Origin of the sequence: Amycolatopsis sp. NPDC049253, assembly GCF_040678995.1 — a bacterium.
Lineage (GTDB): Bacteria > Actinomycetota > Actinomycetes > Mycobacteriales > Pseudonocardiaceae > Amycolatopsis.
Genome location: NZ_JBFAQX010000002.1, coordinates 39,055 through 65,665, shown reverse-complemented (window position 1 = coordinate 65,665; position 26,611 = coordinate 39,055). Strand labels below are relative to the sequence as shown.

30 protein-coding genes and 2 pseudogenes are annotated in these 26,611 nt (G+C 72.3%); 23 read left to right on the top strand and 9 right to left on the bottom strand.

Translation table 11 applies throughout. From position 1 onward, the window contains the following. The first annotated feature begins 10 nt into the window (after positions 1 to 10). The 6 genes and pseudogenes from AB0K15_RS04555 (at position 11) to AB0K15_RS04530 (ending at position 5,086) form a co-directional block, all read left to right on the top strand. Entirely contained in the window at positions 11 to 1,168 is a 1,158-nt protein-coding gene (locus AB0K15_RS04555; protein ID WP_364045521.1) for an acyl-CoA dehydrogenase family protein, read from the top strand. A 56-nt stretch (positions 1,169 to 1,224) separates the two neighbouring features. Then, positions 1,225 to 2,006: pseudogene (locus AB0K15_RS04550) on the top strand (transposase family protein). Positions 2,007 to 2,124: 118 nt separating this feature from the next. Beyond that, entirely contained in the window at positions 2,125 to 2,556 is a 432-nt protein-coding gene (locus AB0K15_RS04545) for a nuclear transport factor 2 family protein (protein ID WP_364045519.1), read from the top strand. A 3-nt stretch (positions 2,557 to 2,559) separates the two neighbouring features. Then, positions 2,560 to 3,792, top strand: a complete 1,233-nt coding sequence (locus AB0K15_RS04540) for a chloride channel protein (RefSeq protein ID WP_364045518.1) — start codon at positions 2,560 to 2,562, stop codon at positions 3,790 to 3,792. Positions 3,793 to 3,806: 14 nt separating this feature from the next. After that, on the top strand, positions 3,807 to 4,385 hold the full coding sequence (locus AB0K15_RS04535; RefSeq protein WP_364045516.1) for a TetR/AcrR family transcriptional regulator: 579 nt from the start codon (positions 3,807 to 3,809) through the stop codon (positions 4,383 to 4,385). An 89-nt stretch (positions 4,386 to 4,474) separates the two neighbouring features. Then, positions 4,475 to 5,086, top strand: a complete 612-nt coding sequence (locus AB0K15_RS04530; protein WP_364045514.1) for a class I SAM-dependent methyltransferase — start codon at positions 4,475 to 4,477, stop codon at positions 5,084 to 5,086. Here AB0K15_RS04530 and AB0K15_RS04525 read toward each other — a convergent pair. Next, entirely contained in the window at positions 5,052 to 6,335 is a 1,284-nt protein-coding gene (locus AB0K15_RS04525; protein ID WP_364045512.1) for an MFS transporter, read from the bottom strand. The two genes, AB0K15_RS04530 and AB0K15_RS04525, sit on opposite strands and share 35 nt — an antisense overlap. Positions 6,336 to 6,561: 226 nt before the next feature. On the opposite strand from AB0K15_RS04525, the gene AB0K15_RS04520 reads away from it, so the two are divergent. Then, positions 6,562 to 6,837 carry a LysR family transcriptional regulator gene (locus AB0K15_RS04520; protein WP_364045511.1) on the top strand — a complete coding sequence of 92 codons (276 nt, stop codon included), beginning with the start codon at positions 6,562 to 6,564 and terminating at the stop codon, positions 6,835 to 6,837. Between the two features lie 10 nt (positions 6,838 to 6,847). Then, positions 6,848 to 7,021, top strand: a complete 174-nt coding sequence (locus tag AB0K15_RS04515) for a hypothetical protein (RefSeq protein ID WP_364045509.1) — start codon at positions 6,848 to 6,850, stop codon at positions 7,019 to 7,021. A 205-nt stretch (positions 7,022 to 7,226) separates the two neighbouring features. Here AB0K15_RS04515 and AB0K15_RS04510 read toward each other — a convergent pair. Next, a pseudogene (locus AB0K15_RS04510) lies at positions 7,227 to 7,423 on the bottom strand (bifunctional methylenetetrahydrofolate dehydrogenase/methenyltetrahydrofolate cyclohydrolase); the annotation flags it as partial. Between the two features lie 265 nt (positions 7,424 to 7,688). Here AB0K15_RS04510 and AB0K15_RS04505 point away from each other — a divergent pair. From AB0K15_RS04505 to AB0K15_RS04495, 3 genes are all read left to right on the top strand, one after another. Continuing rightward, positions 7,689 to 9,020, top strand: coding sequence for an MmgE/PrpD family protein (locus tag AB0K15_RS04505; protein ID WP_364045508.1), 1,332 nt, complete (start codon positions 7,689 to 7,691; stop codon positions 9,018 to 9,020). Continuing rightward, complete coding sequence (locus AB0K15_RS04500) at positions 9,017 to 9,613, top strand: MmgE/PrpD family protein (protein ID WP_364045507.1); 597 nt, start codon at positions 9,017 to 9,019, stop codon at positions 9,611 to 9,613. Before AB0K15_RS04505 ends, AB0K15_RS04500 begins: the two co-directional genes overlap by 4 nt. Before the next feature lie 401 nt (positions 9,614 to 10,014). Then, positions 10,015 to 11,196 carry a hypothetical protein gene (locus tag AB0K15_RS04495; RefSeq protein WP_364045505.1) on the top strand — a complete coding sequence of 394 codons (1,182 nt, stop codon included), beginning with the start codon at positions 10,015 to 10,017 and terminating at the stop codon, positions 11,194 to 11,196. Positions 11,197 to 11,200: 4 nt separating this feature from the next. Here AB0K15_RS04495 and AB0K15_RS04490 read toward each other — a convergent pair whose 3' ends face one another. The 4 genes from AB0K15_RS04490 to AB0K15_RS04475 all read right to left on the bottom strand — a co-directional run bounded on the left by AB0K15_RS04490 (position 11,201) and on the right by AB0K15_RS04475 (position 14,971). Next, entirely contained in the window at positions 11,201 to 11,926 is a 726-nt protein-coding gene (locus AB0K15_RS04490) for an alpha/beta fold hydrolase (protein WP_364045504.1), read from the bottom strand. 99 nt (positions 11,927 to 12,025) lie between these two features. Beyond that, the gene (locus AB0K15_RS04485; protein WP_364045502.1) at positions 12,026 to 12,922 is read right to left on the bottom strand and encodes a helix-turn-helix transcriptional regulator; all 897 of its coding nucleotides are present in this window, start codon (positions 12,920 to 12,922) and stop codon (positions 12,026 to 12,028) included. Between the two features lie 98 nt (positions 12,923 to 13,020). Continuing rightward, complete coding sequence (locus AB0K15_RS04480; RefSeq protein WP_364045500.1) at positions 13,021 to 13,812, bottom strand: serine protease; 792 nt, start codon at positions 13,810 to 13,812, stop codon at positions 13,021 to 13,023. Positions 13,813 to 14,086: 274 nt separating this feature from the next. Continuing rightward, on the bottom strand, positions 14,087 to 14,971 hold the full coding sequence (locus tag AB0K15_RS04475; RefSeq protein ID WP_364045499.1) for an isocitrate/isopropylmalate family dehydrogenase: 885 nt from the start codon (positions 14,969 to 14,971) through the stop codon (positions 14,087 to 14,089). Positions 14,972 to 15,266: 295 nt separating this feature from the next. Here AB0K15_RS04475 and AB0K15_RS04470 point away from each other — a divergent pair, with 295 nt between their 5' ends. Further along, a complete protein-coding gene (locus AB0K15_RS04470) occupies positions 15,267 to 15,422 on the top strand; it encodes a hypothetical protein (protein WP_364045498.1) in 156 nt (51 codons plus the stop codon). 53 nt (positions 15,423 to 15,475) lie between these two features. After that, entirely contained in the window at positions 15,476 to 16,069 is a 594-nt protein-coding gene (locus AB0K15_RS04465; protein ID WP_364045497.1) for a hypothetical protein, read from the top strand. Positions 16,070 to 16,105: 36 nt separating this feature from the next. On the opposite strand, the gene AB0K15_RS04460 is transcribed toward AB0K15_RS04465, so the two are convergent. After that, the gene (locus AB0K15_RS04460) at positions 16,106 to 16,888 is read right to left on the bottom strand and encodes a methyltransferase domain-containing protein (protein WP_364045495.1); all 783 of its coding nucleotides are present in this window, start codon (positions 16,886 to 16,888) and stop codon (positions 16,106 to 16,108) included. 9 nt (positions 16,889 to 16,897) lie between these two features. Further along, the gene (locus AB0K15_RS04455) at positions 16,898 to 17,518 is read right to left on the bottom strand and encodes a hypothetical protein (RefSeq protein WP_364045493.1); all 621 of its coding nucleotides are present in this window, start codon (positions 17,516 to 17,518) and stop codon (positions 16,898 to 16,900) included. Between the two features lie 136 nt (positions 17,519 to 17,654). Between AB0K15_RS04455 and AB0K15_RS04450 the strand changes: the two genes are divergently transcribed. Genes AB0K15_RS04450 through AB0K15_RS04430 form a run of 5 tightly spaced genes read left to right on the top strand, consistent with a single transcriptional unit; the run spans position 17,655 to position 22,389 of the window. Beyond that, complete coding sequence (locus tag AB0K15_RS04450; protein WP_364045491.1) at positions 17,655 to 18,374, top strand: SDR family oxidoreductase; 720 nt, start codon at positions 17,655 to 17,657, stop codon at positions 18,372 to 18,374. A 21-nt stretch (positions 18,375 to 18,395) separates the two neighbouring features. Next, positions 18,396 to 19,697 carry an MFS transporter gene (locus AB0K15_RS04445; RefSeq protein WP_364045490.1) on the top strand — a complete coding sequence of 434 codons (1,302 nt, stop codon included), beginning with the start codon at positions 18,396 to 18,398 and terminating at the stop codon, positions 19,695 to 19,697. 8 nt (positions 19,698 to 19,705) lie between these two features. Beyond that, entirely contained in the window at positions 19,706 to 20,854 is a 1,149-nt protein-coding gene (locus AB0K15_RS04440; RefSeq protein WP_364045488.1) for a C45 family peptidase, read from the top strand. Continuing rightward, positions 20,851 to 21,684 carry a polysaccharide deacetylase gene (locus AB0K15_RS04435; RefSeq protein WP_364045486.1) on the top strand — a complete coding sequence of 278 codons (834 nt, stop codon included), beginning with the start codon at positions 20,851 to 20,853 and terminating at the stop codon, positions 21,682 to 21,684. The genes AB0K15_RS04440 and AB0K15_RS04435 overlap by 4 nt, the downstream gene beginning before the upstream one ends. 3 nt (positions 21,685 to 21,687) lie before the next feature. Next, entirely contained in the window at positions 21,688 to 22,389 is a 702-nt protein-coding gene (locus tag AB0K15_RS04430; protein ID WP_364045485.1) for an SDR family oxidoreductase, read from the top strand. Here AB0K15_RS04430 and AB0K15_RS04425 read toward each other — a convergent pair. After that, the gene (locus tag AB0K15_RS04425; protein ID WP_364045483.1) at positions 22,382 to 24,034 is read right to left on the bottom strand and encodes an ABC transporter substrate-binding protein; all 1,653 of its coding nucleotides are present in this window, start codon (positions 24,032 to 24,034) and stop codon (positions 22,382 to 22,384) included. The two genes, AB0K15_RS04430 and AB0K15_RS04425, sit on opposite strands and share 8 nt — an antisense overlap. Positions 24,035 to 24,151: 117 nt before the next feature. Here AB0K15_RS04425 and AB0K15_RS04420 point away from each other — a divergent pair, with 117 nt between their 5' ends. The 5 genes from AB0K15_RS04420 (at position 24,152) to AB0K15_RS04400 (ending at position 26,559) form a co-directional block, all read left to right on the top strand. Continuing rightward, a complete protein-coding gene (locus tag AB0K15_RS04420) occupies positions 24,152 to 24,583 on the top strand; it encodes a hypothetical protein (protein ID WP_364045481.1) in 432 nt (143 codons plus the stop codon). Positions 24,584 to 24,633: 50 nt separating this feature from the next. Next, positions 24,634 to 24,861, top strand: a complete 228-nt coding sequence (locus AB0K15_RS04415; protein ID WP_364045479.1) for a hypothetical protein — start codon at positions 24,634 to 24,636, stop codon at positions 24,859 to 24,861. A gap of 61 nt (positions 24,862 to 24,922) precedes the next feature. After that, positions 24,923 to 25,405 carry a sigma-70 family RNA polymerase sigma factor gene (locus AB0K15_RS04410; protein ID WP_364045477.1) on the top strand — a complete coding sequence of 161 codons (483 nt, stop codon included), beginning with the start codon at positions 24,923 to 24,925 and terminating at the stop codon, positions 25,403 to 25,405. Continuing rightward, positions 25,402 to 25,944 (top strand): hypothetical protein, encoded by a 543-nt coding sequence (locus AB0K15_RS04405; RefSeq protein ID WP_364045475.1) that lies wholly within the window; start codon positions 25,402 to 25,404, stop codon positions 25,942 to 25,944. Before AB0K15_RS04410 ends, AB0K15_RS04405 begins: the two co-directional genes overlap by 4 nt. Positions 25,945 to 26,082: 138 nt before the next feature. Then, positions 26,083 to 26,559, top strand: a complete 477-nt coding sequence (locus tag AB0K15_RS04400) for a class I SAM-dependent methyltransferase (protein ID WP_364045473.1) — start codon at positions 26,083 to 26,085, stop codon at positions 26,557 to 26,559. Positions 26,560 to 26,611 lie beyond the last annotated feature (52 nt).

Genomic DNA, 26,611 nt, shown 5'->3' with positions numbered 1-26,611 from the left:
GGAGGAACCGATGAGCACTGGCCTGCCCGCCGACGACTACCGCAAGCTGCGCGACGCCGTCTTCGCCACGATCTGGGACGAGCTCGACCCGCTGGAGCACCGGATCGAGGACACCGAGAAGATCCCCTACGACGTGGTGCTGCCGGCGCTGCGCGCGTGCGGCGCGTTCGGGCTGATCGTGCCGCGCGAGTACGGCGGCTCCGGCCTGTCGATCGCGCAGTACCTGCCGATCCTCGCCGAGTTCGCCAAGATCCAGGGCGGGATCCGGGCGATCGTGCACGTCCACAACTCGTTCGCCCATGCTCTGTCGGAGATCGGGAACGCCGCGCAGAAGAACGAGATCCTGCCCGGCGCGGCGATGGGGGAGAAGTCCCTGGCGTTCGCGCTCACCGAACCCGGCAACGGTACCGGCGCCGATCTGTCCACTGTGGCGCGTCGCGAAGGTGACGAATACGTGCTGAACGGGCGCAAGTGGCTCATCACCAACTCGGACCTCGCGTCGCACTTCCTGGTCTTCGCGAAGACGTCCGAAGTGGACGTTTCCGCGCTGATCGTGCCGCGGGACGCGCCGGGGTTCACCATCGCGCCGCTGCCGGAGACGATGGGCTGCAAGGGGGCCGAGCACGGCGAGCTGACGTTCACCGACGTGCGGGTGCCCGCGTCGGCGCTCGTGGGTGCCGAGGGTGAGGGTGGCCGGCACCTCGAGCGGGCCCTGGAGGTCAGCCGGGTGTTCATCGCGGCGTCTTCGCTCGGCACGGCGACACGTGCGCTCGAGCTTTCGGTGAAGTACTCGCAGGAACGGGTGACGTTCGGCAAGCCGATCGCGTCGCGGCAGGCGATCCAGCGCTACCTCGCGGAGATGGCGGCCGACGTGTACGCGCTGCGCGGCATGCTGGCCGACGCCGCGGCCAAGTGGGACGCCGGCCGGCGGATCCCGGCCGAGTCGTCGCTGCTGAAGCAGTTCGGGCTGGAGGCCGTCGGGCGCGTCACCGACCGGGCCCTGCTGGTGCACGGCGGCATCGGTTACACGCGCAAGTACCCGATCGAACGGTTGTACCGCGACGCGCGCCTCAACTGGCTGGAGGAGGGCACGCCCACGATCCAGTACCTGGTGGCCGCGCGCGAGCTGCTGGACGGCTACCGGTTCGACGACGCGTTCGCCGGCTAAGGGATGTCTCGTAACCCGGTGGGGTGTTGGTCTGCGGGGTAGTTGATCATGGTGTGGTGCAGGTGATCTCGGCGTCGCGGTCGGAGTGGATTGCCCCGTTCACGGGGTTGGAACCGGGTCAGGTCCGCAAGCTGGTGAGCGTCGTGGCGAAGTGTGGTGGTGATGAGATCGCCGATGGCCGGCCGGGGCGTCAGTGGCGGCTTGACCTGGCTGATCGTGTGCTGCTGGTGGCGACGTCTTGGCGGACGAACCTGACGATGCGCCAGATCGGGCCGCTGTTCGGAGTGTCGCATTCCGCGGCGCACCGGGGGAAGCGACACGATCGGACCGTTGCTGGCGCTGGCCCCGGTCCGCAGGCGGCGGATCGACTCGGTCGCGATCGTGGACGGCACCCTGGTGCCCACGCGGGATCACCGGCTGGCGGCACCGTCGAAGAACTACCGGTACTCGGGCGTTCGTGCAGGTCGCGATCGACGCCGACACCCGGCTGGTGATCGCCACTGGCGACGCGCATCCCGGCAACGCAGGCGACTGCACCGTCTACCGCGCCTGCGGAATCGAGCAGGAGCTGGCGGGGCGCCCGGTGATGGCCGACGGCGGCTACCAAGGCAACCCGGCCGTGATCATGCCCTACCGCAAACCCCGTGACGGCAGCGATCTGCCGGACTGGCAGGAAAACCTCAACGCCGGCCACCGCAAGATCCGTGCCCGCGTCGAACACGCGCTGGCGCGGATGAAGTGCTGGAAGATCTTGCGCGACTATCGCCGCGCCGCCAGCACACTCAACGACACCGTGTCCGGCATCGCGCACCTGCACAACATCTTCCTCACAGACTGACCGCAACAACAGTCCCACCAACCACAAGATCAGTTACGAGACATCCCTTAGCCACGGTGGTGTGGTGCTGCTCGCAAACAGGACCGGTGCGACCGTCCCACAGCTATCTTTGACAGCAATGTCAAACATGACTCGGGAGGTCACCGTGCCGAACTCGGCAGAGCTGGTCGAATCGTTCTGGAACGAGGTCTGGAACGCGCACAACCCGGCCGCGGCCGACGATTTCGTGGTCGAGGACTTCGTGATCACGAACGCGGGCGTGCGCATCGAGGGCCGCGAGAACTTCAAGGCGTGGATCGGCGCGTTCCTCGAGCAGGTGCACGACCTGGAGCTGGAGATCGTCGAAACGTTCCAGAACCACGACGGCAGCCGCGTCGCCTCGCGGTGGAACGTGCACGGGCGCAACAACGGCGTGCTCGGGTCCGAACCGGACGGCCGCCCGATCTCCTTCAGCGGCACCGCCGTGTGGGAGGTCCAGGACGGCAAGCTGGTGCACAACCACGTCGAGCGGGCTTCGTACGAGCTGCACCAGCGCCTGAACGCGGCCTGACGCGTGCGCTCGGGCCCGCTGCTCCTCGCGGCCGCGCTGGCGGGCGTGGTCGCCGGCGTCGCGGCTGTCGCGTTCGGACAGACGGTGGGCGCGCTCCGGTCGCTGGTGGCCGGTGCGCCGCCCGCCGTCGTCGTGCTCGCGCTGGTCGCGGGGGCGCTGCTGTGCGTGGCGGTGGTGCGCTTCGTGCCGGACGCCGGTGGCGGCGGGATTCCGCAGGTGCGCCAGGCGTTCGCGGGCTCGCCCCCACGCGGCCGGGTCGCGGGCGCCAAGGCGCTGGCGTCCGGCGTGATGCTCGGTTCCGGCGGTTCGGGTGGCGCGGAAGGCCCGGTCGTCCACATCTCGGCGGCGCTGGGCTCCGCGCTGGCCCGTACCGTGCGCCTGCCTCCCGCTTCGGTACGCCCGGTCGCGGCGGCCGCCGTCGCGGGCGGGGTGGCCGCTTCGTTCGGGGCGCCGCTGGCGGGCGTGGTGCTCGTGGCGGAGGTGCTCGTCGAGGGTCTCGGCGGGGTGGAGCTCGTCGCGGTGGCGATCGGCTCGGCCGCGGGCGCGCTGACGGGCTGGGCCCTGCCGGGCGAGCCGCTGCGGCTGCCGGATGTCGTGGCCGGCGGGTCTCCGTTCGGCGGTGTGGTGGCGGGGTTGTTCGGTGTGGTGCTGGCGTGGGCGTTGTACGCCGGCGGGGCCTGGTCCGGGTGGGTTCGCGGTGTGGCCGGCGCGCGGCGGGCCGAGAGCCGGGTGGTGGCCGGTTCGACGCGGATGGTCTCCGGCCGGGTTCGGGAGGTCGTGGACTGGGCCTGTTCGGGCTGGGTCCGCGCTGTTGCCGGCGGAGTGGCCGTCGGGTTGCTCGTGCTCGCGGTGCCCGGTGCCGCCGGCGTCGGGCAGCCCGGGGCCGCGGTGGGCGGACTCGGTGTTCTGCTGGTGCTGGCGGTGGTCAAGATCGTCGCGACGGGGGTGACCGTCGGGGCGGGCGGGGTGGTCGGGACGATCGGGCCGGCGTTGTTCGTCGGTGCGACGGTGGGCTCGGCGCTGCCCATCGCGGGCGGCGCGGCGGCGGGAATGGCCGCGTGCCTGGCCGCGGCGTCGAGGGCTCCGGCGACGGCCGTCGTGCTCGCGGTCGAGCTGAGCGGGCTCGACCTGCTGCCGCCGATCCTGCTGGCCGCTGCGCTGGGGTGGCTGGCCGGGCTGCTCACGCGGCACGGCGTTTTCGACGTTCCGGAGCCGACTAGGCTGGCCGGCGGGTAGGGGAAAGGGGTTCCATGGCGGGCGTACGCCAGTTCGACGAGCGCGAGGCTCTCTCCCGCGCCCTCGACGTCTTCACCGACCGCGGCTTCCGCGCCACGTCGATGCTCGACCTGGCCACCGGCACCGGCGTCCAGCGTGGCTCCCTGTACAACGCCTACGGCGGCAAGGAGGAGATCTTCCTGCGCGCCTTCGGCGAATACACGGCCGGCTTCCTCGCCGGCGCCTCCGCGGCACTGGACCGGCCGACGAAACGCGCGGCCCTCCTGTCGTTCTTCGACTACTGCGTCCGGACCTTCACCGCCGGCACCCCGGCCCACGGCTGCCTCTCCACCCGCACCGCCATCGAAGCGGCCACGGAGTCGCCCCGCGCGGAGTCCGCCGTGCGCGCCCTGCTGGACGAGCTGGAAACCCTGGTGTACACCAAACTGTCCACTCTGGACGACGGCGTCGAGCCCCCCGTGGACCTCCACGCCGCCGCCCGGCTCGTCGTCAGCACCACCCGCGGTCTCGCGGTGATGGAACGGGTGCGCTACGAGCCGGACGAACTGCGGGAGATCGCGGAAACCCTGGTGACGTCACTGTTCGGTCGCTGAGCCGGGCTTGCCACATCGGCAACAACCCTTGCCGGCTAAGCCGCCCCCGAGGCACGGTGGGGTCCGGCGGACCGGCGAAGGCGAGGCACATGGACACGCAGTCCTGGGACGAGATGTACCGCGCTCGCGAGCAGGTGTTCAGCGGGGAGCCCAACGGGGTGCTCGTGGCGGAGGCCGCGGGACTGCCGCCGGGGGAGGCGCTGGACGTCGGGTGCGGGGAGGGGGCCGACGCGGTGTGGCTGGCGCGCCGGGGGTGGCGGGTGACGGCGATGGACGTCGCGGAGACGGCGTTGCGGCGGGGCGCGGCGGCCGCACAGGCGGCGGACGTGGCCGGGCGGGTGGCGTGGACGCGCGCCGATCTGAGCACTGCCGGGTGGCCGGCCGGGGTGTTCGATCTGGTGTCGGCGCAGTACTTCCCGTTGCCGCGCCGGCCGGGGTACGAGGTGCTGCACCGGTTGCTCGCGTCGGTCGCGCCCGGGGGCACGCTGCTCGTCGCCGGGCACGATCCCGGCGACGAGGGCGTGGACTACGCCGGCTATTACCGGCCCGACGAGATCGCGGAGGTTCTCGGTGACGAGTGGACGATCCTGGCCCACGAGTCCCGGCCCCGGACCAGGCCGGGGCCGGAGGGCACTCACCACACCCGCGACGTCGTCCTGCGCGCGGTCAGCTCCGGCGGGGAGCCAGCAGCAGCGCGGTGAACGTGATCGCGCACGCCACCATGATGTACAGCGCGATCACCCACGACCCGCCGAACCCCGCGAACAACGCGGCCGCGATGAACGGTGCCGGGCCGCTCGTGATCAGGCCGCCGACCTGGTACGCGACCGAAACGCCCGTGTAGCGGTGTGCCGCGCCGAAAAGCTCGGCGAGGAAGCCCGCCATGGCGCTGTAGGTGGTGGCGTGGCCGAGGGTCGCGAGCAGGAACATCGCGAGCAGCACCGCGGCCGGTGCGCCCGTGTCGAGGAGCCGGAAGAAGGGGAACGCCACGGCCGCCGAGTACACCGCGCCGCCGAGGAGGACCTTCCGGCGGCCGATGCGGTCGGCGAGGATGGCGACCAGGGGCACGGCCGCGATGTCCACCAGCGAAGCCACGATGAGGCACGTCAGCACCGTCCCGCGCGACACCCCGGCTTCGTTCGGGCCGTACGACAGCACGAAAACGCTCGCGATGTAGAACGGGATGTTCGTGCCCGCCTGTGCGAAAACGCCGACGAGCACGGCGCGCAGTGACCGTCGCAGCGTGTCCTTCAACGGGAACGTGGGCACGTCCGCGCGCACGAACTCCGGGGACTCCTCGAGCCGCGAACGCACGTACAGCCCGACGAGGATGAGTACCGCGCTGGCCAGGAACGGCAGGCGCCAGCCCCAGCTCAGCAGCTGGTCCTTCGGCAGCTGCTGCACCGCCAGGAACGCCGACGCCGAAAGCACGAGACCCGCGGGAACCCCGGCCTGCGGCCAGCTGCCGTAGAACGCGCGCCGGTGCGGCGGGGCGTGCTCGACGGCCATCAGCACCGCGCCGCCCCACTCGCCGCCGACGGCGAAGCCCTGCAGCAGCCGCACGAGCACCAGCAGGACCGGCGCCGCGACACCGATCTGGCCGTACGTCGGCAGCAGCCCGATCGCGACCGTGCCGCCGCCCATCAGCAACAGGGACAGGAACAGCATCCGCTTGCGGCCGATCCGGTCGCCGAAGTGGCCGAACACGATGCCGCCGAGCGGGCGCGCCACGAAGGCGACCCCGAACGTCGCGAAGGCCGCCAGGGTGCCGGCGAGCGGGTTGAGGGTGGGGAAGAACTGGGCGTTGAAGACGAGCGTCGCCGCCGAGCCGAAGAGGAAGAAGTCGTACCACTCGATGGCGGTGCCGACGAAACTCGCGAACGCCACGCGCGCGGGTCTGACCCGCGCCGCCTGCTGCTGCTCGACAACCACAACTACCTCCAACGTCATCGGGGGAGACGGCACGCGAACGGCGCGCCGGTGGTGCCGCCACCGGTCCGGGGGACCAGCGGCGGACGGACCCGGGCCGGCGATCCTCAGGCCCGTGACCTGGGATGTTCCGCGGAACTATAACCGTACCGACCGATCGGTACAAGCCCCGCGAGCGGTGAGGCAACGCTCGTGGCCGCCCGGCGCGGCCGGCTAGCCGCGCCGCCGGGCGACGAGGAGAACGACGGTGGTGAACGGCGAAGTGTCCTTTCGCGACTTCGAGGTTTTCCCGGCGTTCGCCCGGAACGAGCACTTCGTGCGCGGGGCGGAGGAGCTCGGCGGCAACGCGACGACAATGCAGCGCAGCGTGCGCGCGCTGGAGCGCAAGCACGGGGTCGATCCCGTCGAGTGGCGCGGGCGCCGCGTCCGGGTGCGGGCCGCGGGGCGGGTGCTCGCCCGCGAGGCGAGTTCGGCGCCGCACACGGGCCGGCGCGATCGGCACCACGCGCGCCGCGTCGGGTGATCCGCGCCAAGTGGTGCGGATCGCGCAGACGTTCTCCCTCAGGCTCGGCTTCGTGCCGGAGGTGCCGGCCGGTCTCCTCGACCGCCACTCCGGCCTGCGGTTTCGCTGCCGCCAGAGCTCCGCGGCGGGCGCGATCACCCACCTGCTGCGCGGTGACGCCGACGTGGTGCGTCGCCCCGGCTGACCCGACGCGGTGGTGCCGCCGCTGTTCACGGAACCCTTGCTGCTCGCCGTTCCGGCTGGAGATCCGCGGACCAGGCACGAAACGGTGCACCGGCGCGGAGCGAAGGGCCGCTCGTTCGTCGCCATGGCGCCCGGCGCGAGCAGCCGCACTTGACCGGCGCGTGCGCCCGTGCCGGGTTCGTGCCGCGCGTGACGGTGGAGGGCGCGTTCGACAGGAGCATCGCGCGGGTCATGGGGCCGACGCCGCCGGGGCTCGGCGGGAGCCAGCCCGCGATCTCCGCGACGCCCGGGTCCACGTCGCCCGTGAGCTTGCCGTCGACGTGGGACGCGCCGACGGCACGCACGGCCGCGCCGGGGCCACCATGTCCGGCTTGATGATGCCGGGGACACCGGCGGCGGCGATGGTCGGCGCCGGGCCCGGCGTTTCCGTGGTGCCGGGCCGGATGGCCGATCACCACCCGATTGTCGTGGGGATCCCGATCGCCGATGAGGGGTGCCGCCGCACGATTTTCCTGGCGCACCGTAAAAAATCGGCCGTGTCGCCGAGGGTGCGGGCGCTCACGAGCCACGCGGTCGCGCGGGGGGAGCGGCTGACCGTTGCGATTTTCGCAACGGACCGGCGTGCGGTTGTCGTTGTTCGTGCCGGGCGGCGTTGAAATGATCTTCGGATGGCTTCCGACTCGACCCGGCTCTTCTGCGCACACGTGCGGAAGGCGGCCGAAACGCCGCTGCCCGACGCGGTGGCCCGGGCCGCGCGGCGCAGTCTGCTCAACGTCCTCGGCGCGGCGATCGGCGCGGCCCGCACGCCGGCGGTCGAGGCGGTGCTCGCCACCGCGGCCGACCTCGGGGCCGACGGCGCCGTCCCGGTCCCCGGCCGCCGTGAGCGGCTCGATCCCGAGTGGGCCGCGATCGTCACCGGCACGGCCGGGCACCTCGACGACTTCGACGACACCCACCTGCACACCGTGATCCACCCCGGCGCCACCGCGCTCGCCGCCGTGCTGGCGCTCGCCCCCGAAACCGCGCCCGACGGCGCCACGGCGCTCACCGCGTTCGCCCTCGGGTGCGAGGCGCAGCTGCGGATCGGGGTCGCCGTTTCGCCCAGCCACTACGACCGCGGCTGGCACATCACCGGCACGTGCGGCGTGTTCGGCGCGGCCGTCGCCGCCGGCCACCTGCTCGGCCTCGACGCCCCGCGGCTCGGCGACGCGCTCGGCATCGCCGCGACCGGCACGCTGGGCCAGCGTGAGGCGTTCGGCTCCATGACCAAACCGCTGCACGCGGGGAAAGCCGCGGCCACGGGGGTGTTCGCGGCGCGGCTGGCTGCGGCCGGCCTGCCCGCGCCCGACGATCCGCTCGGCCCCGGCGGTGTGCTGCCGGTCTTCGCCGAGCCCCGCTACGAAGAGCTGCGGCGCGCGTGGACCGGCACGTGGGAGCTGGAGCGCAACACGTTCAAGCCCTACCCGTGCGGCATCGTGGCGCACCCCGTGATCGACGCCGCCGTCGCCGCGTCCGAGCTGATCGGGCAGCCGCGCTCGATCACGGCCGTCGAGATCCGGTGCCACCCGCTGGTTCCGGAGCTGATGGGCCGCGCCCAGCCCGTCGACGGCCTGCAGGCGCGCTTCAGCGCCCGGCACGCGGCGGCTGTCGGCCTGCTCGACGGCGAGGCCGGGCTGCGCCAGTTCTCCGACGAGCGCGCGGCGGCCGCCGACGTGGCCCGGCTGCGCGAGCGGGCGAACCTCGTGCCGGACGCCGAGTGCCCGCGGGACGCGGCGACGCTGCGCGTCGAACGGGAAGGGGAGGATCCGGTGGAGGTCCACGTCGAGCACGCGCGCGGCAGTGCGGCCCGGCCGCTCACCGACGAGGAACTGTTCCGGAAGGTCGACCGCCTGGTCGAACCAGTCCTGGGCGCCGGCGCGGCCCGCAAGCTGGCGGCGGCCGTCGACGGGCTCGCCACCGCACCCGGGCTCGGCCCGCTGCTGGACGCGGTGGTCGCGTGACCGAGGAGATCCTGGCCCTCGTCCACGTCCCGGTGGCCGACTCCCCGGAGGCCGCCATCGCGCTCGCTCTCGTCCGGGCGGCCGCCCCGGCCGACGTGGTGCGCGCGGCGCTGGGCCCCGCGGCCGGACGATCGACCGGGCGCGCCCGCCTTTTCGGGACGGCCGCGGCGAAACTGCACCTCGAGTGGGCCGCGGTGGTCGCCGCGGTCGCCGCACTGGACGGCGCGGCCGACGCCGTCGTCGCCGGCTACGCGGTCGCCCGCGCGGTCGCCGAGGGCCTCGGCCCCGACCACACCCGCGCGGGCTGGTGCCTCGAAACCACGGCGGGCACCGTCGCCGCGGCCGCCGCCGCGGCCCGCGTCCTCGACCTGCGCGGCCCGGCCCTGCGCCACACCATCGGAATTGCCGCGACGCAAGCCTCCGGCCTGGCCGCGGTGAAGGACACCCCGCTCGCCGCGGCACAGCTCGGGCACGCCGCCGCCACCGGCGTGGAGGCGGCTTTGCTGGCCCGCAACGGGGTCACCGCGGCGGAGGACCCGTTGTGCGGCCGCCGGGGGTTGTTCGCGTTGATGCGGCCGACGGGTGGGCTGTGAGCCGCGGGGCGCGGATTGGTGTGGGGTGGGCTGGGGTTGGCTGCCGGTGTGTGTGGGGCGTGGCGGGTTCGTCGCGGTGGAGGATCTGGTGTGGGCCGGCGGAGTTTGTCTGCGTGATGCGGCGGATGGGTGAGTTCTGAGCCGCGTGCCGTGATTTGGTGCAGGGTAATTCGGGTCGGCCGCCGCAGCGAGTATGGCAGCCGCGCGGTGTCCGCCTGCCGAGGCAGCCGGCAGATGAGTACCGAGTGGACAGTGGGCGACCGGCGGGTGTACCCCTTACTCGCCGTGACAGGGGTCGGCATCAGGGGTATTGCGGAACCCCGGCGCCCACCCCTAGCGTGGCCGCGAGCGTAGCTTCGACTTCTGGGGGTCTCATGTCGGTGCGTCGTCGTGTTCTGGTTGTGTCGCGGGCGGTTGTGGCCGCGGCGGTGCTCGTCGGGGGAGCGGTGGTGGCGTCGCCGCCGGCGTTGGCCGCGACGGCGCCCACCGACTTGCCCACTAGTCAATACACCCTGAGCGCGGACTACCACCAGTTCGACGCCGTGAACGCCGCACTGGTCTCGACCTTGGGCACCGCGGCCGTGCACACGGTGATGGACAACGCGAACCACGACCGCACGGCGCTGCCGTCGTCAGTGTCGGTCGCCGGGCTGGCCGACGGGTTCCGCTTCGACAGCGCGGACAACTCCGACTGCGCCAACTACCCGCAGGGCATCACCACCAGCCGCGACGCCGTGGGCACCGCCGACAGCGGCAACTACGACGGCCACCAGCTCGTGCTCGTGAGCTGGTACACCAAGAACGGCTGCGACGGCGATCAGGCGCGCAGCCGCATCACGCTCGTCGACTGGGACGCGACGTACCCGAACAAGTACCGCAAGATCCTCCTCGTCGAGCCGACCGGCACCGCCTCGGCGCCGGACTTCAAGGACATCCCGATCCACGCCGGCGGCGTTTCCTGGTACGGCGACTACCTCTACGTCGCCGACACCGGCCACGGCATGCGCGTGTTCGACATGCGCAAGATCCTCAAGACCGACACCGGCGGCACGGCCGGGCAGATCGGCCACCAGACCGGCAGCGTGTACTACGCCCACAACTACGCCTATGTGCTGCCGCAGGTCGGCACGATCACGTCGAAGACCACGTCGGGCACCAACCTCGCGTGGTCGTCGATCTCGCTCGACCGCGTGAGCAAGTCGATCGTGATGGCGGAGTACACCTGCCAGTCCGGTTGCACCGCGTACCCGAACCGCGCGCCGCGCGCGATCCGGTTCCCGTTCGCCGCGGGCGCGACGACGTTCGCCGCCACGACCACGGCCAGCGAGGCCCTGCAGCTGCCCTGGTACAACCTCAACGGCGTCGCCTCGCACAACAACCGCTGGTGGTTCAACTCCTCGGGTCAGAAGAAGCTCTACTACTGGACCCCGGCGACCGGCCCGGCGACGCACACATGGATCTCCAGCGGTGAAAGCCTGTCGTACTGGGAAGACGCGACGAACGCGGATCTACTGTGGACACTCCAGGAAGGAGCGGGCAACCGCAACGTGTTCGCGGTGACGCAGGCGACCTACGGCGCCTGACCCGTCAGTCGCGGGCGGCTTCCTCGATCGCGGTGGCGAGCCGGTCCGGTGCGGTGAACATGACCTCGTGGCTGCCGCGCAGCTGCACGAGGCGGTACAGCCCGAGCCGGCCCGACATCCGCGGGTGCCAGCCCCATTCGCCCGGCGGCAGGGCGGTGTCCTCGGTGGCGTTGATGTAGCTCTTGGGGATGTCGCTCGCGTAGAAGCGCGTGAGGTCGAGCTTGTCCAGGAACGGCTGGTACGGCTCGGTGGACAGCTCCCGGTGCGTCGACGCGGCGAGCTCGGCGTCGGCGTCCTGGATGAACGCCTCGCGCCACAGCGGGAAGGGCATCGCGACCGAGTTGTCGTCGCTGGCGGCGGCGGTCTGCGCGAACATCTCGCGGTAGTGCGGCGGGAGTTCGTCGTCGAGGCTGTTGCCCGGTGCGGGGACGAAGGCGTTCCAGAAGATCAGCCGCTTGAGCCGCTCGGGGATCTCCTCGGCGACGCGGGCGATCACCGTGCCGCCGAAGCTGTGGCCGAGCAGGACGACTTCGTGCAGGTCGGCGGCGGTGATGGCGTCGACGATCGACTGCGTGCAGTCGTCGTGGTCGACGTTCTTGGGCACGCCGTTGCCGTGGCCCGCGACGGTCGGGGTGTGCACTTCGTGGCCGCGGTCGCGCAGGTGCTTTGCGACCGGCTCCCAGAGCGGGCCGTCGTGCCAGGAACCGTGGACGAGAACGAGAGTGGCCATGGTGTCTTCCCTTCGCCGGCGGGTGCGGTGGCGGGGAAGGTAGCCCGCGCGCCGGGCCGGGGCTGTCCGGAATCCGCGGCCTGGCCGGAACGCGCGGGCTCAGGCCCGGTGCAGGTCCTCGGACGGAGCGGTGCCGAACGTCCGGCGGTAGTCGGCGGCGAAGCGCCCGAGGTGGCCGAAGCCCCAGCGCGTCGCGACTTCGGCGACGGACTTTCCGGCGCCGGCCAGCAGTTCCGCGTGCACGCGTTCGAGGCGGACCTGCCGCAGCCGGGCCGTCGGGGATGTGCCGAGCTGCTCGCGGAAGTGGTCCTGCAGGGTGCGCGGGGCGACGTCGGACGCGGCGGCGATGTCGAGCAGGCCGACGTCGGCGCCGGCGTGGGCGTCGATGTACTCGCAGGCCCGGCGCACGACGTCGGTGGCATTGCTCTGCCGGCGGGTGGGCGCGGGGCCGCCGAACGAATCGAGCGCCGCGATGGCCACGAGCTGCGCCACCGACGTGCCGAACGGCGCTTTCAGCAGGCCGTGGGGAAGGACCTCGCGGACGACGAACCGGGTGACCGCGTCCCACGGCCCGGGGTCGACCGCCGGGCCGGTGCGGATGCCGGCGGCCCGGCCCGACGCGGCCGCCGCGCGGGCGAGCAGCTTGCCGGGGAGCTTCACGGTGAGGAGCCGGCAGCCGGGGCCGAAGGTGAGGGCGTGGGCGGACCGCGCGTTGAGCGCGACGGTCTGTCCGGTGGTGACGCGGGTGTCGTTGCCGACGATGAGCTCGCCGGCGAGCGGACGGGAGAACTGCACGAAGTCACCGAACGGCACGGGATCGACCTGCACGGGACCGCCGCCGTAGGAGAGGGAGAAGACGCCGAGCTCGTCGCCGCACGCCTCGGCGTGGCGGGCGTGGAACGCCGGGCCGCGCGGGCTGAGGTCGTGGGGGCAGTAGGAACCGGCCACCTGGGCGCGGGCCAGGTCGGCGTCGCGGGTGTCCAGCCGGACGGTCATGCCCTCCATCGCGCCCCCTCCACCCGGCCGCCGCGTCGGATGGTGGGACACGCTACCGCGCCGGCGGGCTGGTGCGCAGCCCGCCGGCGGGGCGGTGGTCAGCCGAGGTGGGAGCTGATGACCTGGTAGTCGTTGCCCACGTTGGTGTACACGCCGGGGAACCCTTCGCGCGCGCAGCCCTGGCCCCAGGACACGATGCCGGCCAGCTTGCCGTCGACGTAGGCCGGGCCGCCGGAGTCGCCCTGGCACGAGTCCTTGCCGCCTTCCGGCACGCCCGCGCAGAACATCGACGCCTTGTCGAAGTTGTCCCCGATCTTCTCGTACGCCTCGGCGCAGGTGTTGTTGTCCGCCACCGGCACGGTGACCTTCAGCAGCCCGTCCGACACGTCGCCGTTCTCCGACGTGGTGCCCCAGCCGACCACGGTGACGTCGGCGCCCGTCCGGTAGGCCGGGTCGTCGGCCGACTGCACCAGCGTGGCGGGCTTGAAGGAGAGGTCCCTGTCCAGCGTCAGCACGGAGTTGTCGTGCTGCATGCCGGACATGGTGAAGTCGGGGTTCTGCCAGACGTCCGTGACGCCCGCCTTCTCACCCGTGGTGTCGGAGAAGTTGGTCTGCCCGCCGATGATCTCCATCTGGGCGGGTTTCACGCCGTCGGTGCAATGCGCCGCCGTGAGCACCTTGTTCGGTGCCACCAGGCTGCCCGCGCAGTGCTGCGCGCCGTCCACGTTGAAGATCACCGTGGCGGGGAACTCGTCGATCGTGGTGGGCGTCCCGCCCACGATCAGCGGCTCCTGCCCGGCGGACGCCGCGGGCGCCCCCGCCGCGGCCACCACGCCCGCCGCCACCACCCCGGCCAGCGCGGCCACCACGCGCCTCACGTCTGCCCTCATTCGCCATCTCCCTTCGGGGACCTGCAGGATCTCGTCCCCGAGCAGACCAGACCGCGCCGGGCGCGGGTTAGCTACGAAAGTCGTGAACTGAAAATTGGCTAAGATGGTTGGTTTTTGTCTGACTCGGCAGGGGTAGGCGCGCGTCGGCCGGGTCAACAAGGTCGTGCCGAACGAGGGCTTCGTCGACGCGGCGCTCGAATGGTGTCGCAAACCGGCAACAGTCCTGAGAGGCTCGCCCGCATCGACCAGATCCTCGCGGGCAACCGGATTAGCCTCAGGCGAGCGCGCTGATCAACGATCGCGCCGGGTCGCCGATCGCGGCCGGGTCCGCCGTGGCGACGCGGTCGGCGATCCGGTGGCCGAGTTCGTCCGTCGTGGCACCCATGTCGGGGCCCGCCAGGGCGGGGAGTTCGGCGAGCACGGACGCCGCCGCGGCTTCGAGTGCGAGTGCGGCGTCGCGCTCGCCGAGGGTGGCCAGGCAGAGCGCGGCCGACAGCACGGCGGCGGCCGGGTTCGCCCAGCCGCGGCCGGCGGTGTCGGGCGCCGAGCCGTGCACGGGCTCGAACATGCTCGGCGCGCTGCCGGGCGGGTTGTGGTTGGCGCTCGCGGCCACGCCGAGTCCACCTTGGACGGTGGCGCCGAGGTCGCTGAGGATGTCGCCGAAGAGGTTGTCGGTCACCACCACGTCGAAGCGGCCCGGGTTCGTCGGCAGGTGCAGGCACATCGCGTCGGCGTGCACGTAGTCGTGCTCGACGCCGGGGTGGCGCGTGGCGACCTCGTCGACGACGTCCTGCCACAGCTGCCCGGCGTGCACGAGGCTGTTCGTCTTGTGGCACAACGTCACGCGCCGGCGCCGCTCGGCCAGGCGGAACGCGAACTCGACGATCTCCGTCGTGGCCGCCACGGTGGTCACCGAGTTCTGCAACGCCACGGCGTGCGGGGTGCCGGCGTGGGTGGTCGAACCACCACCGGCGTAGAGGCCTTCGGTGTTCTCGCGCAGCACCACGAGGTCGCAGTTCTCCGCCGTCACGCGCGGGTCGCCGACCGCGCCGAGCAGGATCGCCTCGTGTTCGCGCAGCTTCTCCACGCCCGCCTCGTCGAGGACCACTCCGGTGCGCAGGTAGTGCCCGGCGCCGAGGTCGAACTCCGTGGTCTCCACGGCGAACCCGAACTTCCCGGCCGCCGCGTGCAGGCGGTGAGGGCGGCGGCGGTCACGTCCGGGCCGATGCCGTCGCCGCCGATCACGGCCAGGTGGTGCTTGCGCATGCGGGTCTCCTCTCCGGCTGAGGCGTCGACTGGGGCTTGTGCGGGGGTGGCCCACTCCGAGCGGACCGACGCGTCGAGCAGTTCCAGCCGGCGCCGGTCCTCGGCCGAGAGGCTCTGCCCGTACACGGCCGCGAGACTGTGGCGCGAGAGCGACGCCGCGCTCGATCGCGTCGTAGAACGCTTGGTGCGTGCGCACGAACTCCGCGCGCACGTCGTTCCTCGGCGCGAACTACGTGCCTTACGGCCAGCAGCAGATCTCGTCGCTGATCCAGCTCGACAGCGAAGCGATCTCCGAGAACCTCTCCGCCTGGATCACGCGGTGGCAGCGGGAGGTCGCGAGCTGAGCCGCGCCCGAAACCGGCTGGCCGGGCCCCGCGCGGGGCGGCAATTTGGGAAAATGGGGCGGATTCCGGCGGTGGCACAGGCCGCGACCGTCGGAGCGCCCGGCAGCGTCTCCTGGTGGCTGCTGGCCGCGGGCAGCGCCGCCACCGCGCTCGGGTTCGTGGTGAGCACGGTCTGCTACGTGGCGGCCTGCCGGTGGGGTTCCCGGGGGCTGGAGACGAGCAGCCTGTTCGTGGGCTTCGTGGGGCTGGCGGGCATGGTCGCGGCCCTGTGGGGCTCGATCGAGATCGTCTCCGACCCGTCGGACGGCCCGCCCGCCGGGACGGGGGCGTTCCTCCTGCTGCTCGCCGCGGCGCTGGTGGCCGGTGCGGTGCTGGCGGGGATGATCGCGCTGGAGCGCACCGCGCGGGTTCCGGCGGAGCTGGTCTCGATCGTGCCGCTGGACCCGGTGCCGGTGGTGCCCATCGCGCTCACCGTCGTCGCCGCGTTGGGCACGGCGGTGCTGGCGGTGCTGGGCGCGACCGGGGCGCTGCACCTGAGCGTCGTCGTGGTCGTGGCATGGGTGTTCGTCGGCGTCGGGCTTCTCGTGGTCGCCGGACTCGTCGTCATCGCTCTGGTGTGGACGGTGGCCCTGGTCTTCGGCGCGTGACCACCCGGCTCGCGGCCACCGCCGGAAACGCGCCGGTCACTCCGCTTCGGCGGTGAAGAGGTACCGGTTGAGGCAGTAGAAGTACTCGCCTTCCTCGGCGCGCTCTCGCAGGTCGGCGAGCCACGCCTCGGCGTCGGCTTCGGTGACGCCGCCATGGCCGGGCACGAACTCGGCGATGATGTGCATCTGCGTCGCGCTGAACGAATCGGGCGTCAGCCGCGGGTTCAGGATCGGGTGCACGTGGTGCCCGGTCACGCGGAAGCCCGCGCGCCGCAGCAGCGCCGGCAGGATGCGGGGCAGCCGGGGGTGCGCGAGGTGCTCGTCCCAGGCGTCGAGGATCCGGCGGTGCCGGGCGCGGTCGGCGGTGTGCCAGACGAGCGAATCGGCGTCGGTGTCGAGGATCAGCACGCGCCCGCCGGGACGAAGCACTCGGCGCAGCTCCGCCAACGCGCCGGGCACGTCGGGCACGTATTCGTAGACCTGGGTGGACACAGCCGCGTCGAAGGAACCTTCGGCGTAAGGCAGGGTGCCTGCGTCGCCCTCGTCGACGCTCACCCAGGTTAGCTCGCGTGTGCGCGCGACGGCGAGCTCGTTCATCGCGCCACTGGGGTCCAGCCCGTGCGCGGCGCCCGACGCGCCGACGGCCCGGGCGAGGGACTCCAGCAGGTACCCCGGTCCCGACCCGACGTCCAGCACCCGCTCACCCGGCCGCGGCGCCAGCCGCGCCAGCACCGCGTCCCGCTGCGCCACGACGTCGGGGCTCGCGTACAGCCGCTCGGTGCGCTTCGCGCCTTTGTCGTCGAACCGCAGCATCGCCATGGCCCGACCCTACGACGAGAGCAGGTCCATCGAGAACCCGAAGACGAAGATGACCAGGCCGATCCATTTCAGCCGCGATTCGAGACCCTCACGGGTCTTGAGCTGCCCGAGCGTGGTCACCACGAAACCCTCGACCAGCAGCAGGCCCACCAGGTACCCGCCGCCACCCAGCACGAGGCCGCCGATGGTGGGGGCCGCGAGGGCGATGAACATCAGCGCCACGGGCCACGGCATGGGGTCACTCGGTGGTGCGTACACGTAGTGCACGGCGGCGTAGAGCAGAAACGCCATCGCGGCGGTGCCGGCGGACCACGCGACCCGCAGCCCCTTCTCGTGTGCTTCCGGGCGGGCCGGTTCCGGGGCCGCGCCGGCCGGGACCGGGCGGCGCAGAAGGGCCCGCACCCAGGAGGGCACCCACCGCGCCAGCCGCCGGCGCCGGTGGCGCAACGAAGCGTGGAAGGTCTCCATCCGCTGCCGGCCCAGCAGGTCGATGACCACCGTCAACCCGCCGGCGAACTCCAGCGTCTTTCCGATCCGCCCCCACCAGAGCACGGTGATGCCGAAGACGCGCAGCTGCGCCGTGTCGTGGCCGGCGAACCATTCGCGCCACGCGTGCAGCAGATCCCACATCCCGGCCCCCAGCGGTCGCTGCGATTTTCGCAGCCGGGTCAACCCCTGTGGCTCGGCATCGGTCGAACGACCGATGCCGAGCCGGGCCCGCCCGCCTACCTTCCCCGGCACCGTCGTCGATCGGGAGGAGAAGTTCATGGACACGGTGGCGGTGGTGACCGGTGCGGCCGGAGGGCTCGGGGCCGGCTTCGCGGACCGCCTGGCCCGCGCGGGGGCGACCGTCGTCCGTGCTGACGTGCGGTTCGACGGCGCCGACAAGGACCGGGTGCACCTCGACGTGACCGACCCGGCGTCGTGGGAGCGGCTGCGCGACCACGTGCACGAACACTTCGGGACGGTCGGGCTGCTGGTGAACAACGCGGGCGTCAGCGCGCGCGAGGACCTGCTCTCCACCTCCGACGACGACTTCGCCCGCGTGCTGGCCGTGAACGCGTTCGGCCCGTGGCGCGGCATCAAGACCTTCGCCGACGACCTCGCCGCCACCCGGGGCGCGGTCGTGAACGTGGGCTCCGTCTACGGCGTCACCACGCCGCCCGGGGGCGAGGGGACCATCCCGTCGTCCGTGGCCTACCAGATGAGCAAGGCGGCGGTGCACCAGCTGACCAAGGTCGCCGCCGTGGAGCTCGCGCCGCGGGGGATCCGCGTGAACGCGGTGCTGCCCGGGGTGTTCCGCACGGCACTGCTCGAACACCTGCCGCCCGACGCGTTGCGCGCCCGCGTCGACGGTGCCCCGATGGCGCGTGCGGGTGAGATCGGCGAGCTCGCCGACGTGCTCGCCTTCCTCGCCGGCCCGGAGTCCTCGTTCGTCACGGGCGCGCTGGTGCCCGTCGACGGCGGGTACCTGGCGGCGTCCTGACACCCTTCCCGAGGAGGAACCATGACCGTGCACCCCGCGCACGCCGCCACCGGGGCGGACGCCCCGAGACTCCAGCTGAGAGCCGTCGTCTCCAGCAGCATCGGCAATCTCCTGGAGCAGTACGACAACCTCGTCTACGCGTACTCGGCCGTCTACCTGTCCGCGCAGTTCTTCACCGGCGACTCGTTCTCGGCGCTGCTCTCGACGTTCGCCGTGTTCGCGGTCGGCTTCCTGGCCCGCCCGGTGGGCACGGTGGTGTTCGGCCACATCGGCGACAAGGTCGGCCGGCGCCCCGCGCTGATCCTGAGCGTGGTCCTCATGGGCGCCGCGACGGTGCTGGTCGGCCTCCTGCCCGGGTACTCGACGATCGGCCTCGCCGCCCCGATCCTGCTCGTGGTCCTGCGGCTGTTCCAGGGCTTCGCGGTGGCGGGAGAGTGGGCGGGATCGGCGACGATGCTCGTCGAGTACGCCCCGCCGAAGGCCCGCGGCCGCTACGGCAGCCTCAACCAGGTCAGCACCGCCGCCGGCTTCCTCGTGGCCGCCGGGGTCGTCGCGCTCAACTCGCTGTTCTGGACCGAGCAGAGCATGAAGGACTTCGGGTGGCGCATCCCGTTCCTCGTCGGCGCGCTGACGGCCGTCGTGGCGCTCGTGCTGCGCTTCGGGCTCGAAGACACACCGCTCTACCGCGCGGAAAAGGCCGCGGGGGAGGTCAGCGCGAGCCCGCTGCGCCTGGCCCTGCGCACGCAGAAATCCGCCATGGCGCTGGGGTTCTTCTTCACCGTGAGCTGGACCGTCGCGTACTTCTTCTTCCTCACCTACCTGCCGACGCACCTGAAAACGCAGGTGAAGCTCGACTCCGGCACCGTCGAAGCGTCGAACCTCGTCGCGCTCGTGGTGCTGACCGTCGCGATCTACTTCTCCGGTGTGCTGTCCGACCGGATCGGGCGCAAACCGTTGCTGCTCATCGGGTCCGGCGGCTTCATCGTGCTGACGTTCCCGGTGATGTGGTTGTTCCAGACCGGCAGCACGGCCGGCGCCTACCTCGGCCAGATCCTCATCGCGCTCGTCCTCGCCGCGTTCTCCGGCCCCGGGCCCGCGGCGCTGGCGGAGCTGTTCCCCACCAACGTCCGCTACTCCGCATTGGGCATCGGCTACAACTTCTCCGTCATGGCCTTCGGCGGCACCGCCGGCTTCATCGCGACCGCGCTGATCGACGCCACCGGCAACGCCCTGGTGGTGGCCGCCCTGCCCACCGCGGCGGCGATCATCACCTTCGTGGCGGTCTGCCGGATGCCCGAGACCTACCGGACCGAGCTGAAATGAGCACCGCCATGACCACTCCGCGCCTGATCGTCGTGCAGGGCAGCTACCGCCAGATGGGTGAGCAGCTCGGCGCGCAGACCGCCGAGCTCATCGACCGCAGCCTCGCCACCTACGTCGGCCGCTTCCACGACGACGCCGGCCTCTCGGACGCCGACATCGACCGCTGGGGCCGGATCTATCTCGACGTCGCCGAGTCCTACGTCCCCGAGATCGCCACGATGCTCCACGGCATGGCCGACGGCTCCGGCCACCCCGCGCACCGCCTGGCCGCCCTCAACGCGCGCACCGAAATGCTCTACGGCACCGGCTACCGCGACGAAGGCTGCACGTCGGTGTCCGTGCTTCCGCGTTACACCGCCGACGGCCACACGCTGCTCGCGCAGAACTGGGACTGGCACCCGGAGCAGGCCGAGGTGACGTTCCTGCTGGCCACCCGCGACGAGTCCGGGTTCTCCGTGCTGTCGCTGACCGAGGCGGGCATGTTCGCCAAGAGCGGCCTCAACTCGGCGGGCCTGGGCGTGTGCGCGAACCTGCTGATCTCCGACCTCGACCACGGCGGGCGCGGCGTGCCGTACCACTACCTGTTGCGCGGCGTGCTGCAGTCGCCGACGATGTCCGTGGCGCACAAGCGGTTGCTGCCCGTCGAGCGCATCTCCTCGGGCAACGTGCTGCTCGCCGACGCGGGCGGTGAGTCCATCGACTTCGAGCTCGCGCCCGGCGTGTTCGGCACGCTGCTGCCGGAGCAGGGCCTGATCACGCACTCCAACCACTTCCAGGCGGACCTTCCGTTGCGGGACAAGAAAGCCGCCACGAGCGCGCTCACGCAGCTGCGGCCGGCCCGGGCCCGGCACCTGCTGGAACCCGCGCTGGACGAGCGGCGCGTGCGGGTGGGCGACGTCGTGGCGACGCTGCGCGACGAGTGGTCGTTCCCGGACGGCATCTGCCGCCACCCCGACCCGGACGTCCCCGCGGCGGAGAAGTTCTGCACGGTGTACTCGCTGGTCATGGACCTGACGGATCGGGTGCTGTGGATCGCGCCGGGCCCGCCGAGCCGGCACGCCTACACCCGCTGGGACCTCGACCGGCTCTTCGACGGCGATCCCGCCGACCTGCCTGTCCGCACCGAGTTCGAGCCCGAGGAGGCCGCCGTCGCATGAGCCCGACTGTCTGCTTGACGTTCGACTTCGACGCCATCTCCCTGTGGATCGCGCGCGGTCAGGTGACGCCCGGGCCCGTGTCGCGCGGGGAGTTCGGGGCGTACGCGATCGGCCGTATCCTCGACCTGCTGGAGCGCCATGCGGTGCCGTCGACGTTCTTCATTCCCGGGCACACTTTGGAGACGTACCCGGCACAGTGCGAGGCGATCGCCGCGGCCGGGCACGAGATCGCGTTGCACGGCTACGCCCACGAACCTGTGTCCACTTTGGATCGCGAGGCCGAGCTGGCGGTGAACCGGCGTTCGGCGGCGTTGATCGAGAAGCTCACGGGCGCGCCGCCCGCCGGGCACCGGACACCGAGCTGGGACTTCACCGACAACACGATCGAGATCCTCGGCGAGCTCGGCGTGGAGTACGACTCTTCCTTGATGGGCACGGATTTCGAACCGTACTTCGCGCGTTCGGGGGACGTCTGCGATCCCGACGGGCCCTATCGGTTCGGCGCCGGGTCTTCGATCGTCGAGCTCCCGGTGTCGTGGACGCTCGACGACTACCCGCACCTGGAGTACCTGCGCCTGCCCCAGGGCGTGATGCCGGGGCTGCAGGACGCCGGCGCGATGTTCGAGCGGTTCCTGCGCGACGTGCGCTACATGGCCGAGACCGTGCCCGGCGGCGTGACGACGGTGACGCTGCACCCGCAGGTCGTCGGTCGCGGTGCGCGGATGGCGGCGCTGGAGCGGTTCGTCGCCGGCTGCCGGGAGCTGGGCGTGGGGTTCGAGCGCTGCGTGGACGTCGCGCGGCGGTTCCGGCCGGTCCTCGAAGGACGGTGACGCGTGCCGAAATCGGTGCTGCTGCTGGGTTCTCGCGGCGGTCTCGGGCGGGCGGTCGGCGCGCGGCTGACCGCGGACGGGTGGACGGTCGTCGGTGCGGACCTGCCGGAGCTGGATCTCGCGCGACCGGAGGTGGCTCCGGCGGTGGCGCGGCTGCAGGAGTCGCACGGGGGCTTCGACGCGCTCGTGCACGCGGCGGGGCTCTACCCGGCGGCGAAGGTGTCGGACGGCGACGAGGAGCTGTTCGACCGGGTCCTGACCGTGAACGCGCGCTCGGCGTTCGCGGCGGGCGCGCAGTTCGTCCGGGGGTGCGTGGCCGGGGGCCGGCCCGGGGCGATGGTGTTCGTCAGTAGCGGCGCGGCGACGCGGGCACGGCCGGGCACCGCGGTGTACGCCGCGTCGAAGGCCGCTTTGGACGCGCTGGTGCGGGCGTTCGCGCTGGAACACGGGCGTGACGGCATCCGCTGCAACGCCGTCGCGCCGGGGTTCATCGACGTCGGTTCGCAGGTGAACCCCGTGCCGCGCTCGTACGTGGAGGGCGTCGAGGCGGCCAGCGTGAGCGGGCGGCTGGGTCGTCCCGACGAGATCGCCGCCGTCGTCGCGTGGCTGCTGAGCGAGGACGCGTCGTGGGTCAACGGGCGGTCGGTGCCGGTGGACGGCGGGGACGGCATCGGGTCGGTGACCGCGCCGTCGTGGCTCAGCTGAGCGGCGCCGGGGCCAGGCGGCGGTGGGTGCCGCCCTCGATGCGGTAGACGAGGTGCGGGTGGCCGCGGGTCGGGTCGCCGGTGTCGTCGGGGTAGCTGAGGCCGCGCTGGCCGCGGCCGAGGAACTGGTGCGCGCCGGTGACGCCGAACGACGCGACCGAGCGCAGCTGCCGCCGTACCGCGGCGAAGTCCCACGGCCTGCTGACCTGGCTCCACACCTGGGCGAGCACGTTGACCATGTCGAAGTGCACCGCGGCGGCACCCAGGCCGGGCTCGCCGCCGTAGGCCGCGCGGTAGCGCTGTTCGAACGCGTGGCAGGCCGGGCTGTCGACGTTGCCGATGACCGTCGACCACAGCAGCCCGTCGGACAGCGAGCGGAACCGGTCCGTGAAGCCGGGTGCGGCGGGCGACCAGGCGACGTGCACGAGCGTGCGGTCCCGCAGCGGTTCGGCGGCGGTGAGGAACGCGCGCAGCGTCGGCTCAGGGAAGCTCGACAGCGAGACGGCATCGGCTTTCGCGCGTTCCAGTTGCCGCACGACGTTCGTGAAGTCCCGGGTGTGGTCGGGCACCGGCTCGGCGAACACCAGCTCCCAGCCCGCCGCGGCGGCGTGGCGCTCGATCTGCTCCGGGATCGACGCGTCGAACGTGCTTTCGCGCGGCAGCACGGCCAGCCGGCGGCGGCGCCCGTGGTCGAGGTGGGGGAGCGTGCGCAGGAGCCCTGGCACGTAAGCGGATTCGGTGGAGCAGACCTGGAACACGGCGCCGAGGCCGCGCGGGTCGGCGTGCACGTCGTCGGACAGCGCGGGCCCGGTCATGCTGTGCAGCACGGGCGCCCCGGCCGCGGCGGCGGTCGCGATGGCCTTGCGCGCGTGGCTCAGCGGAAAGTTGCCGAACACGACGGCGTCCACGCCGCGCGCCGTCAGCTCCTCGACGGCGTCCATCAGGCCTTCCGGCGTCGCCCCGAGCGCGACGTGCTCCACCTGCCGCCCCGCGACACCGCCCCGCGCGTTGAGCTCGGTGACGGCCAGCTTGTCACCGCGGCGCATCGCCACGACCTCGGCTCCGGCGGCCGCCGCGTAGACCGCGCCGATGAGCGCGGGGCGGGGTTTGGTGGTGCGGGGTTTGGCTGTGGGCTTCGCCTGCAGGAGGGTGAGCAACGTCGCCGGCAGCACCAGTTCGACGGCGGGCAAGGGCGCCGCGTACGCGTCGTGCTCGGCCAGCAGCGTCGCGACGGTGACGCGGGAGTTCGTGCCGGCCTTGGTGAAGATGTGCTCGAGGTGCGTCGCCACCGTCCGCCGGGAGCACTGGAGCGCCTTGGCGATGTCCTGATTGCCCAGCCCACCCGCGACGCCCGTGGCCACCTGCAGTTCGCGCACGGTCAGCCCGAACGGCGCGGTGGTGTCGACCACGTCCAGTCGCGCCAGCCGCTCGTCGCCGTCGGTGACGTCCACGGTCACCCGGCGCACCACGTTGTCCGCGACGTCGAGGAACTGCACCCCCTGCCCCCGCAACGTGCGCACGGCCCGCTCCGCGACGGCCACGAGGTCGCGCCGCCTCCGGAAGAACGCCTGGTCACTGCCCGTCCCGGTCCCGGCTTCCGGCTGCAGCCACCGCCGCGCCGTGATGTCGTGCTCCCGCGTCACCACCAGCCGTCTCCCTTCGTGGGGCAGAGGGGAGTATCCCAAACGCGGGCCACTTCGGCGCTGTCGTCCGCCGCGGCCGGGTAGCCTGCTTCGGGACGAATCAGACATAGAGGGAGTGGGATGGGATCTGCGGCGTTTCCGGGTGCCGGGCTCGCGGATTCGGACTACGGCGGCGCGCTGACCGCGTTCTTCGACCACGGCATCCTCGTCGTGGAAGACGTCGAGACGCCAGGCCCCCACGAATCCTGGGACCCCGACACCGAGCGGTTGCATCTGGACGCCGACTCCCTCTACGTCTTGGTGCGCGCTTCGGTCGACGGCCCTGTTCGCGTCGACGTCTTCCACGACGAGGCTCCGCCGGAGTTCACCGAGGGGCTGGCGCTGAAGCTCGAAGGCGTTCTCGAGACACCTTCGGCCGCGGTGACGGTGCACGACTTCGACGACAGCGCCGATCTGCGCGTCGAGGTGTTCTCCCGGGCGCAGGATCTGAAGGTGTTCGTCGGCGAAGGCAAGTGGCCCGACCGGGTCGTGATCGTCCTGACAGCCCGATGAACCATCGTCGCTGCTGGTGTCGGGTGCCCGAATCGGGCAGAGTCGGCGGTATGCGCAGATTGCTGACCGCCGGTGTGCTGGCCAGCTCGTTCGCCCTGGTGACCCTCGCCGCGCCGGCCACCGCGTCGGCGGTTGTGCTGCCGGGCTGGTGCCTGGGGCCGGGCCCGTGCACGGTGACCGCCGACGGCTGGTGCCTCGGCGACACCCCCTGCGACCGCGCCCCCACCCCCGACGGCTGGTGCCTCACCCCGTCCGAGGACATCTGCCGGCGTTACTGACCCCGACCGTGCAACCTCCGGGGTCACCGGGCTCGTATGGGACGGCGACGAGAGGGGTGGCGTGGCGGATCGGGCGAGTTTCACCGACGTGGCGCGGGACCGGGCGCCGCGGTGGCGCCGGGTGTCGTTCCTGCTGTGCGGGGACTGGGCGTTGGCCGAGGACATCGTGCAAGTGACGTTGCTGCGGCTGTACAAACGCTGGCACCGCCTCGACCCGGCGGGCATCGACGCCTACGCCCGCCGCGTCATGGCGCGCCTGGCGATCGACGCCGCGCGCCGGCCGCACCGGCGCGCGGAGGTGCTGACGGCGCCGCCCGAGCGGCCGCGCCCGGACGTGGTGCCCGAGGACAGCGCCGACGTCCGCGCGGCGCTGGACACGCTCGGGCCCCGGCAGCGGGCGGTGCTGGTGCTGCGGTTCTACTGCGACCTGTCGGTGGCCGACACCGCGAAGACGTTGCGCGTCACCGAGGGCACCGTCAAATCCCAGTCGGCCCGCGCCCTCGCCACGCTGCGGACGCTGCTGACGGAAGGAGCCAGCTCATGACCCGGGACCTGCTCGACCGCGCCTTCGGCTCCGACGAACCCCCGCTGGGGCTGGACTTCGAGGCGATCGCGGCCCAGGGCGCGCGCTCGGTGCGGCGCCGGGCCCGGCTGGCGCTGGCCGGCACGGCCGCGGTCGTCGCCGGGGCCGCGTTGGGTGCGGTCGCGGTGCTGCAGCACCCGCAGGTGTCCCCGGCCTCGTCCGGGCAGATCACCTACGCCAAGCCCAACGACCGCGAGATCGCCTACTGCTACCACACCGCGGACATCACCAGCACCGCGCCGAGCCAGCACGTCGCGGCCGGGATCAACGGCAACAGTCCCAACGGCCGTGGCGACATCGCTGTCAGGATCAAGGACTACTGCGCCACGGCCTGGAGAGACGACTACTACGAATGGCACAGCCCCACCGTGCCGCCCTTGGTCGCGTGTGTCCTCACCTCCCAGGCGATCGAAGTCCAAGCCGGAGCCGTCGGAGTGTTCCCCGGAGACGAGCGGACCTGCGCCGCCATGGGCCTGCCCGTCGCGGACCTGAGCCGATGACCGATCCCGCCTGGCTCCGGGCCCAATTGGGACAAATACGCCCCGCGGTACGACCGCAGCATCGGCTTCCTCGAGCGCGTCCAGTTCGGCGGCGGCCGTGAATGGGTGTGCGCGCAGGCCCACGGCGAGGTGCTGGAAGTGGCCGTCGGCACGGGGCTCAACCTGGGCCGCTACCCGCCCGACGCCCGCGTGACCGGTCTGGACCTCAGCCCCGCCATGCTGAAGCTTGCGAAACGCCGCGCCGCCGACCTCGGTCGAACCGTGACGCTGCGCGAGGGAGACGCCGAAGCACTTCCGTTCCCCGACGCGAGCTTCGACACCGTCGTCTGCACCCTCGGCCTGTGCGGCTTCCCCGACGACCGCGCGGCCATCGCCGAGATGCACCGCGTCCTGCGCCCCGGTGGCGCGCTGCTGCTGCTCGACCACATCGGCAGCCACCACCGCCCGCTGCGCTGGGCCCAGCGTCTCCTGGAGCGTTTCACCCTCCGCCAGATCGGCGACCACCAGACCCGCCGTCCCCTGTCGCTGGTCACCGCCGCGGGCTTCGAGATCACGCGGGCGGAACGGCTCAAACTCGGGACGGTGGAACGGCTCGCGGCCCGGAAGCCGGCTTGAATCGACTGTGGTCCCGGTCCACCCACGGCCGGGACCACGGACAACGATCAGC

Excerpts from the sequence above, each read along its gene's own strand:
- AB0K15_RS04455 (WP_364045493.1), bottom strand. The coding sequence starts at position 17,518 with ATGTGGGATCTGCTGCACGCGTGGCGCGAATGGTTCGCCGGCCACGAC.
- AB0K15_RS04530 (WP_364045514.1), top strand. The coding sequence starts at position 4,475 with ATGGACACGCAGTCCTGGGACGAGATGTACCGCGCTCGCGAGCAGGTG.
- AB0K15_RS04440 (WP_364045488.1), top strand. The coding sequence starts at position 19,706 with ATGACCACTCCGCGCCTGATCGTCGTGCAGGGCAGCTACCGCCAGATG.
- AB0K15_RS04490 (WP_364045504.1), bottom strand. The coding sequence starts at position 11,926 with ATGGCCACTCTCGTTCTCGTCCACGGTTCCTGGCACGACGGCCCGCTC.
- AB0K15_RS04435 (WP_364045486.1), top strand. The coding sequence starts at position 20,851 with ATGAGCCCGACTGTCTGCTTGACGTTCGACTTCGACGCCATCTCCCTG.
- AB0K15_RS04415 (WP_364045479.1), top strand. The coding sequence starts at position 24,634 with ATGCGCAGATTGCTGACCGCCGGTGTGCTGGCCAGCTCGTTCGCCCTG.
- AB0K15_RS04555 (WP_364045521.1), top strand. The coding sequence starts at position 11 with ATGAGCACTGGCCTGCCCGCCGACGACTACCGCAAGCTGCGCGACGCC.
- AB0K15_RS04465 (WP_364045497.1), top strand. The coding sequence starts at position 15,476 with ATGGGGCGGATTCCGGCGGTGGCACAGGCCGCGACCGTCGGAGCGCCC.
- AB0K15_RS04505 (WP_364045508.1), top strand. The coding sequence starts at position 7,689 with ATGGCTTCCGACTCGACCCGGCTCTTCTGCGCACACGTGCGGAAGGCG.
- AB0K15_RS04450 (WP_364045491.1), top strand. The coding sequence starts at position 17,655 with ATGGACACGGTGGCGGTGGTGACCGGTGCGGCCGGAGGGCTCGGGGCC.
- AB0K15_RS04420 (WP_364045481.1), top strand. The coding sequence starts at position 24,152 with ATGGGATCTGCGGCGTTTCCGGGTGCCGGGCTCGCGGATTCGGACTAC.
- AB0K15_RS04445 (WP_364045490.1), top strand. The coding sequence starts at position 18,396 with ATGACCGTGCACCCCGCGCACGCCGCCACCGGGGCGGACGCCCCGAGA.
- AB0K15_RS04535 (WP_364045516.1), top strand. The coding sequence starts at position 3,807 with ATGGCGGGCGTACGCCAGTTCGACGAGCGCGAGGCTCTCTCCCGCGCC.
- AB0K15_RS04460 (WP_364045495.1), bottom strand. The coding sequence starts at position 16,888 with ATGGCGATGCTGCGGTTCGACGACAAAGGCGCGAAGCGCACCGAGCGG.
- AB0K15_RS04485 (WP_364045502.1), bottom strand. The coding sequence starts at position 12,922 with ATGACCGTCCGGCTGGACACCCGCGACGCCGACCTGGCCCGCGCCCAG.
- AB0K15_RS04480 (WP_364045500.1), bottom strand. The coding sequence starts at position 13,812 with ATGAGGGCAGACGTGAGGCGCGTGGTGGCCGCGCTGGCCGGGGTGGTG.
- AB0K15_RS04405 (WP_364045475.1), top strand. The coding sequence starts at position 25,402 with ATGACCCGGGACCTGCTCGACCGCGCCTTCGGCTCCGACGAACCCCCG.
- AB0K15_RS04525 (WP_364045512.1), bottom strand. The coding sequence starts at position 6,335 with ATGACGTTGGAGGTAGTTGTGGTTGTCGAGCAGCAGCAGGCGGCGCGG.
- AB0K15_RS04545 (WP_364045519.1), top strand. The coding sequence starts at position 2,125 with ATGTCAAACATGACTCGGGAGGTCACCGTGCCGAACTCGGCAGAGCTG.